This is a genomic window from Rhodocyclus purpureus, assembly GCF_016653115.1.
Lineage (GTDB): Bacteria > Pseudomonadota > Gammaproteobacteria > Burkholderiales > Rhodocyclaceae > Rhodocyclus > Rhodocyclus purpureus.
This window is the reverse complement of the sequence record NZ_NHRX01000059.1, coordinates 29,354-42,117: the sequence shown is the minus strand read 5'-3', so window position 1 is coordinate 42,117 and position 12,764 is coordinate 29,354. Positions and strand designations below refer to the sequence as shown.

At 68.0% G+C, this 12,764-nt stretch carries 12 protein-coding genes; 10 read left to right on the top strand and 2 right to left on the bottom strand.

Going from position 1 to position 12,764, the window contains the following annotated elements; translation table 11 throughout:
• The first annotated feature begins 1 nt into the window (after position 1).
• The 4 genes from CCR84_RS11725 (at position 2) to CCR84_RS11710 (ending at position 3,827) form a co-directional block, all read left to right on the top strand.
• Positions 2-1,114, top strand: a complete 1,113-nt coding sequence (locus CCR84_RS11725; RefSeq protein WP_201212477.1) for an MlaE family ABC transporter permease — start codon at positions 2-4, stop codon at positions 1,112-1,114.
• On the top strand, positions 1,111-1,899 hold the full coding sequence (locus CCR84_RS11720; RefSeq protein WP_201212475.1) for an ABC transporter ATP-binding protein: 789 nt from the start codon (positions 1,111-1,113) through the stop codon (positions 1,897-1,899). Before CCR84_RS11725 ends, CCR84_RS11720 begins: the two co-directional genes overlap by 4 nt.
• Before the next feature lie 23 nt (positions 1,900-1,922).
• On the top strand, positions 1,923-2,891 hold the full coding sequence (locus tag CCR84_RS11715; protein WP_201212473.1) for an MlaD family protein: 969 nt from the start codon (positions 1,923-1,925) through the stop codon (positions 2,889-2,891).
• A 291-nt stretch (positions 2,892-3,182) separates the two neighbouring features.
• Positions 3,183-3,827 carry an ABC-type transport auxiliary lipoprotein family protein gene (locus tag CCR84_RS11710; RefSeq protein ID WP_201212471.1) on the top strand — a complete coding sequence of 215 codons (645 nt, stop codon included), beginning with the start codon at positions 3,183-3,185 and terminating at the stop codon, positions 3,825-3,827.
• 96 nt (positions 3,828-3,923) lie between these two features.
• Here CCR84_RS11710 and CCR84_RS11705 read toward each other — a convergent pair whose 3' ends face one another.
• The gene (locus CCR84_RS11705) at positions 3,924-4,496 is read right to left on the bottom strand and encodes a TetR/AcrR family transcriptional regulator (RefSeq protein ID WP_201212469.1); all 573 of its coding nucleotides are present in this window, start codon (positions 4,494-4,496) and stop codon (positions 3,924-3,926) included.
• A 251-nt stretch (positions 4,497-4,747) separates the two neighbouring features.
• Here CCR84_RS11705 and CCR84_RS11700 point away from each other — a divergent pair, with 251 nt between their 5' ends.
• The 6 genes from CCR84_RS11700 (at position 4,748) to CCR84_RS11675 (ending at position 11,854) form a co-directional block, all read left to right on the top strand.
• Positions 4,748-5,503, top strand: a complete 756-nt coding sequence (locus tag CCR84_RS11700) for an electron transfer flavoprotein subunit beta/FixA family protein (protein ID WP_201212467.1) — start codon at positions 4,748-4,750, stop codon at positions 5,501-5,503.
• Between the two features lie 2 nt (positions 5,504-5,505).
• The gene (locus tag CCR84_RS11695) at positions 5,506-6,438 is read left to right on the top strand and encodes an electron transfer flavoprotein subunit alpha/FixB family protein (RefSeq protein WP_201212465.1); all 933 of its coding nucleotides are present in this window, start codon (positions 5,506-5,508) and stop codon (positions 6,436-6,438) included.
• A 200-nt stretch (positions 6,439-6,638) separates the two neighbouring features.
• On the top strand, positions 6,639-8,444 hold the full coding sequence (locus tag CCR84_RS11690) for an acyl-CoA dehydrogenase (RefSeq protein WP_201212463.1): 1,806 nt from the start codon (positions 6,639-6,641) through the stop codon (positions 8,442-8,444).
• 134 nt (positions 8,445-8,578) lie between these two features.
• Entirely contained in the window at positions 8,579-10,084 is a 1,506-nt protein-coding gene (locus tag CCR84_RS11685; protein ID WP_201212461.1) for an efflux transporter outer membrane subunit, read from the top strand.
• 8 nt (positions 10,085-10,092) lie between these two features.
• Entirely contained in the window at positions 10,093-11,259 is a 1,167-nt protein-coding gene (locus CCR84_RS11680) for an efflux RND transporter periplasmic adaptor subunit (protein WP_201212459.1), read from the top strand.
• A 151-nt stretch (positions 11,260-11,410) separates the two neighbouring features.
• On the top strand, positions 11,411-11,854 hold the full coding sequence (locus CCR84_RS11675) for a PaaI family thioesterase (RefSeq protein ID WP_201212457.1): 444 nt from the start codon (positions 11,411-11,413) through the stop codon (positions 11,852-11,854).
• A 2-nt stretch (positions 11,855-11,856) separates the two neighbouring features.
• Here the strand turns inward: CCR84_RS11675 and CCR84_RS11670 are convergent, their stop codons facing one another.
• Positions 11,857-12,579 carry a hypothetical protein gene (locus CCR84_RS11670; protein WP_242508694.1) on the bottom strand — a complete coding sequence of 241 codons (723 nt, stop codon included), beginning with the start codon at positions 12,577-12,579 and terminating at the stop codon, positions 11,857-11,859.
• Positions 12,580-12,764 lie beyond the last annotated feature (185 nt).

Here is a 12,764-nt window from a genome sequence, read left to right as displayed (position 1 = left end):
GATGGCTGCCGCGACGCTCGACTACGATGAGGCAGACGCCGTCGCGCGGCTGGGCGGCGACTGGACCCTGGTCGGGCTCGGCAAGTCCCTGCCCGCGCGCGAAGCCCGGCTCGCCGAGCTGAGCCGGGCAGCGCCGCGCTGGGACCTGCGCGGAATCGGGCGCCTCGACAGCGTCGGCGCGCTCGTGCTGTGGCGGGCCTGGGGCCGCAGCTTGCCGTCGACGCTGCTCATTTCCGAACAGCACCGTCAGGTCCTCGAGCGCGTCAGTCGCCTCCCGCGCCGCGAGGCGCGCCTTGCCGAGCGGCATCCGGCGGGGCCGATCGTCGCGCTCGGGCGTTTCGCGCTCGACGCGCAGAGAATTTTCCTCGGGACGATCGCGCTGATCGGTCAGCTGGTGCTCGACCTCGCGTGGCTGTGGCTGCATCCGCGCGAGCTGCCGCTGCGCGAGTTTTCGGCGACGCTGTACAAGAGCGGCGCGCAGGCGTTGCCGGTGATCGCGCTGATCGGCTTCCTGATCGGCGTCGTCCTCTCCTACCTCTCGTCGTTGCAACTGAAGGCCTACGGCGCCGACGTCTTCATCGTGAACCTGCTCGGCATCGCCATCATCCGCGAGCTGGGACCGCTGCTGGTTGCCGTCCTCGTCGCCGGTCGCTCCGGGTCGGCGATGACCGCGCAACTCGGCGTCATGCGCGTCACCGAGGAAATCGACGCGCTGGCGACGATGGGGGTCTCGCGCAGCCTGCGCCTGGTCCTGCCGAAGGTGCTGGCGCTGGCAGTGGCGACGCCGCTCCTGGTGGTGTGGTGCTCGGCGGCCGGCATCTTCGGCGGCATGGTCGCCGCCTACCTGCAGATGGGACTCTCCTACGCCTATTTCATCGACACGCTGCCGAAGGTGGTCCCGCTCGCCAACCTGTGGATAGGCCTGGCCAAGGGCGTGAGCTTCGGTGTCCTGGTCGGCGTCATCGCCTGCTACTTCGGCCTGCACGTGCGCCCGAACACCGAAAGCCTGTCGACCGGGACGACCAGTTCGGTAGTCACCGCGATCACCACGGTGATCGTCGTCGATGCGATCTTCGCGATCTTCACGCGCACGCTCGGGATGCCCGGAACATGAGCGCCACGATCAACAGGGGCGAACCGGTCATCGACGTGCGCGGCGTGTCGACGTGCTTCGGCCGGATGCTGATCCATCTCGACCTCGACCTCCAGGTCTTCGCCGGCGACATCCTCGGCCTGGTCGGCGGCTCGGGCAGCGGCAAGACGACGCTCCTGCGCGAGATGGTCGGCCTGCTCGCGCCGAGCGCGGGCGAGGTACGCCTGTTCGGCCACCCGGTACTCGACCGCGACCCCGAGATCCGGCGCAGCATCCGCCAGCGCTTCGGCATGCTGTTCCAGCAGGGCGCGCTGTTTTCGGCGCTGCCGGTCTACGACAACGTCGCCTTCCCGCTGCGCGAGCTGAAGCTGCTCGACGAGGACCTGATCCACGACGCGGTGATGACGAAGCTGGCGATGGTCGAACTCGATGCCAACGACAGCCGCCTGATGCCGGCCGAGTTGTCGGGCGGGATGGTCAAGCGCGTCGCGCTGGCGCGGGCGCTGGCGCTGGAGCCGGAACTGCTGGTGCTCGACGAGCCGACCGCCGGCCTCGATCCGGATCGCGCCGCCGGCTTCGTCCGCCTGATCCGCTCGCTGCAGGAGGCGCTGGGCTTCACCGTGGTGATGGTCACGCACGATCTGGAGACGCTGGTCGGACTGGCGAGCCGCGTCGCCGCGCTCGCCGAGCAGCGCATCGTCGCCGACGGCACCCTGGCCGAGGTGACGACGGTGGATCATCCGTTCGTGCGCAACTTCTTCGGTTCGCTACAGGTCAATGGCGCCTTGCAGCGGGCTGCGCGCTGAAGGCCGCCAGGGAGGGGAGAGACATGGAAAACCGTTCGCATGCATTGATCGCCGGCCTGTTCACGATCCTGCTCGGGCTCGCCGCGCTCGCCGCGGTCTGGTGGTTCGGCGGCAAGCACGAGGCGACCCGTCCGCTCGTCGTCGTCACCCAGCAGAACGTCACCGGCCTCAACCCGCAGGCGCAGGTGCGTTACCGCGGCATCCCGGTCGGCAAGCTGCAGTCGATCGGGATCGACCCGGAAGACCCTCGCAACATCCTGATCAGGATGAACGTGAACGACAAGCTGCCGCTGACGCGCGGCACCCGGGCCAAGCTCGGCTATCAGGGCGTCACCGGCATCGCCCACATCCTGCTCGAGGACGACGGCAGCGATCCGCGGCCGCTGGAGGGTTCCGCCGAGTCGCCGCCACGCATCGCGATGCAGTCCTCCCTGCTCGAAGAGCTGTCCACGCTCGGCGGCGACACGATGCGCCAGGCGCGCGACCTGCTGCTCGCCGTAAACCAGCTGCTCGGCCCGGAGAACCGCGAGCGTGTCGCGCGCACGCTCGCCAACATCGAGTCCGGCTCGAACGACGCCAGCCGGACGGCGGCACAGGTACGCGCCTTGCTATCTCCTGAAAACGTCGCTGCGCTGAGTTCGACGCTGGCGCGGCTGGAAGCGGCGGCCGGCGAAGCGGCGCCGACGCTGGCCGAAGCGCGCGGGCTGCTGGTCAGCCTGCGTGCGACCAGCGAGCGTGTCGAAGAGGCGCTCGCCAGTCCGGGCAGCGGCGTCGGTGCGCTGGCGCCGCGGGTGAATGAACTCGTCGGCGAGCTGGCGGCGACCTCGCAGCAGCTCAACCGGGTGCTGCAAGTCCTCGAACACGCGCCGCAGAGCGTCGTCTTCGGCGCACCCGGCCCCTTGCCGGGGCCAGGCGAGACGGGGTTCGTGGCGCCGTCGGCAGCGCAGGCGGACGGTGGTGCCGTCATGACGGGCCGTCCCGGGCAAGAGTAGGCTGCGACGATCCCGGGGAAAATCAGTTGGCCACGAAATTCACGAAAAATGCACGAAAAAATCGTCAAGGGTTCGGGCCGAGGCGAAATGACTGAATGGCTTGAATACGACTAGAAGCCCATGTTTCGTGGCTTTCGTGTTTTTCGTGGCTGATAAGAGGTTTTGACGATGAGCGAACTGACTGGTTTGAACACGACTACGACCCGATCTTTCATTTCGTGGCTTTCGTGCTTTTCGTGGCTGAAAAGAGGTTTTTACGATGAGCAGCTGGAGCCGAAACGAGGAGACCCGATGACCATCTTCGCTTTCAGGAATTTTCTGCCGCGGTCGATCCTCGCCGGGCTTGCCGCCGCTCTGCTGCTTGCCGGATGCGCGCTCGGCGGGCGTTCCGGGCCGCCGGCGACGGTCTATGATTTCGGCCCGCCGGCGCAGCGTGCCGCCACCGCGCCGGTCAGCCTCGCCGTCGAGGTTCGGGCGCCCGCGTGGCTCGACGGAACAGCGATCGCCTATCGTCTCGCCTACGAAGACCCGTTGCGCCTGCGCGAATATTCGGGGAGCCGCTGGGCCGGGGGCGCGGCGCAACTGCTGGCGCAACGCCTGCGCCAGCAACTCGGCGCGACCGCCGCGAACGGCGCCGTCGATTGCCTGTTGCGCGTCGATGTGCAGGAATTCACGCAGGTGTTCGACACTGCCGAGCGCAGCCGCGGCGTGGTGCAGGCGGAAGCCTTCCTCCTCGACGCGGGCCGCCGCATCCTTGCCCGGCGTGTCTTCAGCGTCGAGCGCCCGGCGGCGAGCCAGGACGCGCGCGGCGGTGCGGCGGCGCTGGTCGCGGCCAGCGGCCAGCTCGGCGGCGAACTGGCGAGCTGGCTGGTGGAGAGCGACGGCGCGCGCTCTTGCGCGCCGGCGGCCGGGAACGCCCGCAGCAGAGCGCAGTAGTCGCATCTGCTTTCATACTGGGGCGGCAAGCTTTCGTGGGAGGGCCGTAAGGCCCGAACGTGACGCTCTGACTGCGCTGCGGGTGAGGGCGCAGCCTCAGCGCGAGAGGATTCGCTCGGCGATCCAGCGCTTGCAGTCGGCGTTCTGCGGGTCGTTGCGGTCGTAGGCCATCAGGCTGCTGCCGAAGACGTAGGCGTAGAGCAGGAGGCTGCGGCTGCGCGCGTCGGCGTCGGCAAAGCCGCAGGCGAGGAACAGCTTGCGCGTGCATTCCATCCGCCAGGCATCGACTTCCTCGACCACCGCCTTGGCCGCGGCGTCGCGCCGCGCCCAGTCGCGGATCGCGAGTTCGATCCAGAGCCCGCGGCGGTGGCCCGCGGCGCCACTGTAGATGTCGATGACGCGGCGCAGTTGCTCGGCTTCGCGCCCGGGTGCGCTCTGCGTCTGCCGGTTGATGTCGCGTACGCGGCCTTCCTTCCAGGCGGCCAGGACCGCGTCGAAGATGTCCTGGCGATCCTTGAAGTGCCAGTAGAAACTGCCCTTGGTCACACCGCAGCGCTTGGCCAGCGCTTCGACGCGTAGGCCGTCGATGCCATGGTCGGCGAGTGCGTCGAAGGCGGCCTCGATCCAGTCCTTGCGTTCGAGTTGGGTGCGTAGCTTCTGCTCATCCATGCTGCGATCTTCTCCATCGTTCTGCGCTGCGCGCCGCCGTCTTCCGGGGCGCGCCGCCGAGTCGGGCAAGGGCTCTGGCGATTCTTGACAGCATCGTTGCGCCTGCGGTACTTTGCAGGCTTCCATACTGTACAGTATGGGTTATTGTGCGGGCATGAATCCAGACTGTCAAACTGCTGTCGCCGCCGTCCACAGGGGCGGCATAATGTCGGCCGGAGCGCCTGCTCCCCAGCCTTTGAAAGGAGAAAAGATTGAAGATTCTCGTTCCCGTCAAGCGGGTCATTGATTACAACGTCAAAGTCCGCGTCAAGAGTGACGGTTCCGGCGTCGACCTCGCCAACGTCAAGATGTCGATGAACCCGTTCGACGAAGTCGCGATCGAGGAAGCGGTGCGTCTGAAGGAAGCCGGGATCGCCACCGAGGTGGTCGCCGTTTCGGCAGGCGTCGGCGCGTGCCAGGAAACGCTGCGCACGGCGATGGCGCTCGGCGCCGACCGTGCCATCCTGATCGAGACCGATGTCGAACTGCAGCCGCTGGCGGTCGCCAAGCTGCTCAAGGCGGTCGTCGACAAGGAACAGCCGCAGCTGGTCATCCCCGGCAAGCAGGCGATCGACGATGACTCCAACCAGACCGGCCAGATGCTCGCCGCGCTGCTCGGCTGGCCGCAGGCCTGTTTCGCGTCGAAGGTCGTGGTCAATGCCGACAAGACCGGCGCCGCGGTGACCCGCGAAATCGACGGCGGCCTGGAAACGCTCGACATCAAGCTGCCGGCCGTGGTGACGACCGACCTGCGCCTGAACGAGCCGCGCTACGCGACCCTGCCGAACATCATGAAGGCGAAGAAGAAGCCGCTGGAAACGACGACGCCGGCCGCGCTGGGCGTCGACGTCACGCCGCGCCTGAAGACGCTGAAGGTTGCCGAGCCGCCGAAGCGCTCGGGCGGCATCAAGGTGGCCGACGTGGCCGCGCTGGTCGACAAACTCAAGAACGAAGCAAAGGTGATCTGAACATGGCCATTCTTGTCATTGCCGAACACGACAACGCAGTCCTCAAGCCGGCGACGCGCAACGCCATCACCGCCGCCACCAAGATCGGCGGCGACATCGACGTGCTGGTCGCAGGTAGCGGCGTCGCCGCCGTTGCCGCAGCCGCCGCTGCGATCGCCGGCGTCAGCCGCGTGCGCGTCGCCGACGCCGCCTTGTACGCAGACCTCGGTGCCGAAAACCTCGCCGCGCTGGTCGTCGCCAACGCCGCCGGCTACAGCCACATCCTGGCGCCGGCCACCGCCGGCGGCAAGAACTTCCTGCCGCGCGTCGCCGCGCTGCTCGACGTCGCGCAGATCTCCGACATCGTCGCGGTCGAGTCCGCCGATACCTTCGTGCGTCCGATCTACGCCGGCAACGCGCTGGCGACGGTGCAGTCGGCCGACCCGGTCAAGGTCATCACCGTGCGCGGCACCGCCTTCGAGGCCGCCGCCGACGGCGGCTCGGCACCGATCGAGGCGCTCGGCGCTGCTGCCGATCTCGGCATCAGCAAGCTGGTCGGTCGCGAGCTGACCAAGTCGGCGCGTCCCGAACTGACTGCCGCGCGCATCATCGTTTCCGGTGGCCGCGCGCTCGGCAGCAGCGAGCAGTTCCACGCCGTCCTCGAACCGCTCGCCGACAAGCTCGGTGCCGCCGTCGGCGCCTCGCGTGCCGCGGTCGACGCCGGCTACGCGCCGAACGACTACCAGGTCGGCCAGACCGGCAAGATCGTCGCGCCGTCGCTGTACGTCGCGGTCGGCGTCTCGGGCGCGATCCAGCACCTTGCCGGCATGAAGGACAGCAAGGTGATCGTCGCCATCAACAAGGATCCCGACGCACCGATCTTCCAGGTCGCCGACTACGGCCTGGTGGCCGACCTGTTCGTCGCCGTACCGGAACTCGTCGCCGCCCTCGGCTGATCGCTTCAGCCTGGTCGACGCTCCCCGGTCTTGGCCGGGGGAGTCCCCTGCAACGCCCCGCCCGGACTGGCGTCCCGGCGGGGCGTTTCCTTGCTGCGACAGGCTTCGACGAGCGCCGGGCCGCGGTATAATTATGCATTCCCGCGCGCCTGCGCCGACTGCCAGCTTTCTGACCCTGAAACCCCGCTGAGGAGAATGCAATGAGTGAATACATCGCCCCGCTGAAGGACATGCAGTTCGTGCTGAAGGAATTGGCGGGGATCGAAGAGGTTGCGCAGTTGCCCGGCTACGAAGAGGCGTCGGTCGACGTCGTCGATGCCGTGCTCGAGGAAGCTGCCAAGTTTGCCAACGGCGTGCTCTCGCCGCTGAACTGGTCGGGTGACCAGAACGGCGCCAAGTGGTCGGCCAACGACGGCAAGCCTGCCGTCACCGCAGCTCCCGGCTTCAAGGAGGCGTACAAGCTGTTCGCCGAAAGCGGCTGGACGGCGCTCGCGGCCGAGGCCGAGTGGGGCGGCCAGGGCCTGCCGAAGGTGGTCAGCGCCGCCGTCAATGAAATGTGGAAGTCGGCCAACCACGCGTTCTCGCTCTGCCCGATGCTCTCCGGTGGCGCCGCCGAAGCGATCACGCTGTCGGCCTCGCAGGCGATCAAGGAAAAGTACCTGCCGAAGCTGACCAGCGGCGAGTGGACTGGGACGATGAACCTGACCGAACCGCAGGCCGGCTCGGACCTGGCGGCGATCCGCTCGCGCGCCGAACCGCAGGCCGACGGCACCTACAAGATCTTCGGCCAGAAGATCTTCATCACCTGGGGTGACCACGACGCCGCCGACAACATCATCCACCTGGTGCTGGCGCGTACGCCCGATGCTCCTCCCGGGGTCAAGGGCATCTCGCTGTTCGTCGTGCCGAAGTTCCTGGTCAATGAGGATGGCAGCCTCGGCGAGCGCAACGACGCCTGGTGCGTGTCGATCGAGCACAAGCTCGGCATCCACGCCAGCCCGACGGCGGTGATGGCCTTCGGCGACAACGGTGGCGCCATCGGCGAGCTGGTCGGCGAGGAAAACCGCGGTCTCGAATACATGTTCATCATGATGAACGCAGCGCGCTTCGCGGTCGGCCAGGAAGGCGTCGCGGTGTGCGAGCGTGCCTACCAGCGTGCGCGCGACTACGCCAAGGACCGCATCCAGGGTACCGAACTCGGCGTCCGCGGTGGTCCGAAGGTGCCGATCATCAACCAGCCCGACGTCCGCCGCCTGCTGATGACGATGCGCGCCTACGCCGAGGCGACGCGCGCGCTGTCCTACGTCGTCGCCGCCGCGCACGACGCCGCTGCCCATCATCCGGACGCCGACGTGCGCAAGAAGAACCAGGCCTTCGTCGACCTGTTCGTGCCCGTCGTCAAGGGCTGGAGCACCGAGATCGGCATCCTGGTCGCCTCCGACGGCGTGCAGGTGCACGGCGGCATGGGCTTCATCGAGGAAACGGGCGCGGCGCAGCACCTGCGTGACTCGCGCATCTCGGCGATCTACGAAGGCACCACCGCGATCCAGGCGAACGACCTGATCGGCCGCAAGACGGCGCGCGAAGGCGGCGTCACGCTGAAGGCCGTGATCGAGGAAATGCGTGCGTTCGACGCCGAGCTGGCGAAGGCATCGGGCGAGCACTTCGCGGCGATCCGTCGCCGCTTCGCCGCCGGGGTCGAGGCAGTGGCCACCGCCGGACAGTGGATCATCGACAACTACGGTCCGAACATCAAGGCGGCCCACGCCGGCTCGGTGCCGTTCCTGATGCTGCTCGGCACGGTCGCCGGTGGCTGGCAGATGGCGCGTGCCGCGCTGATCGCGCAAGCCAAGATCGACGCCGGCGATGCCGATCCGTTCTATCAGGACAAGATCATCACCGCGCGCTTCTACGCCGACCACATCCTGTCGAAGGCCGATGGTCTGGCCAGCAGCATCGTCGACGGCGCGGTCGGTGTCCTGGCGCTGGCCGAGGATCGCTTCTGATCGGCTCGCCCCTTTAGCTGATCCGTTCGCAGGGCCCGGCGCACCGCAAGGTACGCCGGGCCTGTTTCTTGGATTCAACACTCATGTCTCCTGCGGCCCATGCTTGGCCTGCCCGGACAGCGAGGCCATCATCCTTGCAAGAACGTGACTTTCCGGCAGCTGCGACCGTCCTGAAGAAGCTTGTGGCAAGGCTTCCCGGGCGAAGCGGGCTCGCGCTGTGCGCGCTACTGGCCCTCTCCGGCTGCGCTGCGGTGGGGCCGGACTACGTCCCGCCCAGCGTGTCGGCGCCGGCCCAGTGGTCGTCGCGCACGGACGCGTCCACGACGGGCGCACCGTCGGATCAGCGCCTTCCCGCCCAGTGGTGGAGCGAACTGTCGGACCCGGCCCTGGACCAGCTGGTGGACGAGGCCTTGCGCACGAGCCCCACGCTGGAGGCCGCACTCGCCAAACTGGGCCAGTCGCGCGCGCTCCATGCACAGGCGGACGCCGCAGCGTCGCCGTCGCTGGGCGCCAGCGCGGCGACCCAGGTCGAGTCGTCGTCGGGGAGCCGCGAGCGGCAATCCTGGCTGTCTACGAACGCCGCCTGGGAACTCGATTTCTTCGGTGCGGTTCGCCGCGGCAGGGAAGGCGCCCTGGCCCGCGAGGCAGTGCAACGCGCCAGCCTCGCCGATGCACAGGTCAGTCTCGCCGCCGATGTGGCCGACGCTTACCTGAGCCAGCGCGCCTGCCAATCGCGCCTGGCGCTGAGCGAACAGGACGTGGCTTCCCGGGAAGCCACCGAAAAGCTGACGGCGACCAGCGTCGAGGTGGGCTTCACCGCGCCCTACCAGGGGATCCGCAGCACGGCCTCGGTCGCGGAGGCCAGGACCCGACTGGCCTCGACCCGTGCCCAGTGCGAGTTGCTGGAGAACCTGCTGACGCGCCTGACCGGGGTTGCCCGTCCGAGCCTGAACAGGATATTGGCGGACAAGCCGACCGGGCTCGATCGCCTGCCGGTACCGAAGCATTTCAGCGTTGCCGTCCCGGCGCAGGCCTTGCTGCAGCGCCCCGACATCCGCGCCGCCGAGCGCAGGGTCGCCGCCGCCTCTGCCGACATCGGGCTGGCCGAGGCGGACCGCTATCCTCGGCTGGCACTCAACGGGGCGCTGGCCTATTCGGTCAACGAGACGAGTGGTGCCGGTTCGCTGTCGTTCGGAACATGGTCGTTCGGCCCTTCGCTGAGCCTGCCGATCCTCGATGGCGGGCGCCGCGCAGCCGCGGTGCAGGCCGCCCGCGCCAGGTATGACGAGGCGCTGGCCAACTTCAAGTCCAGTGCGCGTAGCGCCATCCAGGAAATCGAGGACGCGCTCTCCCGCTACGCTGCCGCGCACGAGCGCGCCGAGACCGCGCGCCTGTCCGCCAGCCAGTATCAACGCTTTTTCGACGCCGTCGAGTTGCGCTACCGCGAGGGCGCTAGCAACCTGCTGGAGCTCGAGGACGCACGACGTGCCATGCTCGGCGCGCAACAGACCTTGCTCGTCGTTCGCCTGGAGCGCTTGCAGGCTTGGGTGGCACTGAACCGGGCAAGCGGCGGTGGCGCCCGCTACGAGCCGCCCTCGACCGTGCTTTCGCAGGCGGCCGCAAGCACTTCCACCGAGTGAGCTCCCGCATGCTGCTTCCTGTCCGTCACGTCGTCCGCATGGCCAGCGCGCTGGCCATGCTCTGTAGCGCTCTCGGCGCAGGAACGCTCGCCCATGCCGGCCCCGCGCTCGAGGGCAAGCTGTCGCGCCCGACGCCCGCGGCTGCTGCGACTGCGCAGTCCGCGAGCGTGCCGCCAGTCGCTCGTCCGCGCCCTGTGTCCTTGCTCGCCCCGGAAATCGAACGCTGGCCCGACTGGATCGAGGCGAGCGGCAACGTCATGCCCTGGCAGGAGAGCCACATCGCCACCGAAATCGGCGGGCTGCGCGTGCTCAGCGTACTCGTGAATGCGGGGGATGTCGTCAGGAAAGGCCAGGTCCTGGCAAGGCTCAACCCGGCGCCAGTGGAAGTCGAACTGGAAGCGGCCAACGCGCAGCTGGCCGAGGCCGAGGCGGCGCTGGCGCAGGCCGTGGCGACCCTGGATCGTGCCAATCGCCTCGCTCCCACCGGCGGCGTCAGCCGGCAGGAGTTGACGCTCTACGAAACGCAGAAGCATACGAGCGAGGCGCGCCTCGATGCGGCGCGGGCCAAGGTCAAGGCACAACAGCTCAGGCTCGACGCGGCGACCCTGCTGGCGCCCGACGACGGGATGATTGCCTCCCGTTCCGTGACAGAAGGCGCAATCGTTCAGGCCGGGAGCGAACTGTTCAGACTGATCCGCCAGGGGCGCCTCGAGTGGCGTGCCGAGGTGAGCGGCGAGACCCTGCTCAAGCTCAGCCCCGGACAGGCAGCCAGGATCAGGAGCCCCCTGGGTCCGGAGATCGCGGGCCGTGTGCGGCAGGTCTCGCCGACGGTCGATCTCGATACGCGCAAGGGTCTGGTCTACGTGGACCTGCCGCCGGAGGCCAATCTCAAGGCGGGCCTGCAGGTGGCCGGCACGCTCGCGATCGGCGAGCGCGAGGTGCTCGTCCTGCCCGCTGCCACCGTGTTGTGCCAAGCTGCAACGTGTCGCGTGTTCAAGGTGGGCGTCGACAACAGGATCGAGGCGCTTGCGGTCGGTACCGGACGCACGCAGAACGGAAGGGTCGAAATCACTGCCGGCCTCGACCCGCAGAGCCGGGTCGTGGCCCGGGACCTCGCTGCCCTGCGGCCGGGAGACCCGGTCGAGGTCTTGACAGGACAAGACCTGCGTCATTAAGTTGGCGTCCTGATTCACGCCTCACCGGGCTTGGCCTGTTCCTTCCGTTCGCCCTTCGCCAGGCTCAGGGCGACGACACGGGGCGATATTCATAGATCGGTTTAACAACCGATCATATGATTATGTTTTCAGATAACATTGCGGAGCGAGCATGAGCCGTCTTGCCAATCCCGATTTCGCCGCCAGTGTCAGCGCCAGTTTCGCGAAGCAGACGGCGATGCGACTGATCCGGGCGAGCCTGCCCGTCGTCGAGCACGGGCGCACCGAAATCCATGTGCCGCACTGGGACGGCATCGAGCAGCAGCACGGCTTCGTCCATGGCGGGGTGGTCGGAATGATCGCCGACTCGGCGGCCGGTTACGCGGCGATGACGATGGTACCGGCGACCGCCTCGGTGCTGACCGTCGAATACAAGGTGAACCTCGTCGCCCCGGCCGACGGCGAGAAGCTGATCGCGCGTGGCGAGGTGGTTCGCCCCGGGCGGACCCTGGTCGTCACCAAGGCCGAGGTGTTCGCGGTGAAGGAGGGCAGGGAAACGCTCTGCGCCATCATGCAGCAGACCATCATGGTCATGCACGGCAAGGCGGAGAAGTAGCCTCAGAAAAGCCGATCGGGAGTCAGGCGCAGGCCGAACGACAGCCAGCGGCCATCGCGGTTGCCGCCGCTCTGTCCGCCGCAGGTGGCGTCGATCTGGACCTTGCCGGGGACGATGAAGGTGCGCACGCCGGTCTGCCAGAACGGCGAACCCTGATCGTCGCCGAAGGTTTCGGCGATCGCCGAGACGCGTCCGTTGAGCACGTACTCGCCGCCGATTCCCCAGGTCATCCGGTCGGCGTGCGTGGCGCGGTCACGCAGCCAGCCGAGGTTGCCATGGACGACGAGACGCTCGTCGGGCGAGACGTAGGTCAGCGGAACGTAGGCGTAGGTATTGCCGAACAGGTTGGGGCCGGGATTGACGCTCGGATGCGTCACCCGCCCGAGTGCGAAGCCGAGGCCGAAACCGTCCCTCTCGATCGTCCGCGCGAGGGTCTTCATCTGGACGAGGTAGTCATTGCTGTCGCCGAGCGCTTCGTTGCGCGCGTGGCCGGTGCCGGCGGTGACTTCGAAGTTGCCCCCCGGATTGCAGGCGGGGAGCGCCCACAGTTCCCGGCTCTGCGGATAGACGCGCATCCAGCTTTCGAGCTGGCAGCTGTGCGCAGTCGTCAGCCTGGCGTCGTCGGTGACGAAGGGGCGGGCGGCGAGGGCATCGTCGACCGCCAGCAGCAGGGCCAGAGTGAAGGCGGCGCTGCTCGCCAGACGATACGGCGGAGTCTTTAGCATGTGGACGGGAGAGGCAAGGAAGGTCATGGCCGGTTGCAGGAAGGGAGCACGCTGAATGTCGATTGAGTGGGGGCTCGTTCGGGCCTTGTGGCCCTCCCCACTGGTGCCGTGGCAGCGCTTATTCGGGCCCTACGGCCCTCCCACAGGTGCTGCGGCTGTCGTGGGAGCGGCGGCAGCAGCGAATG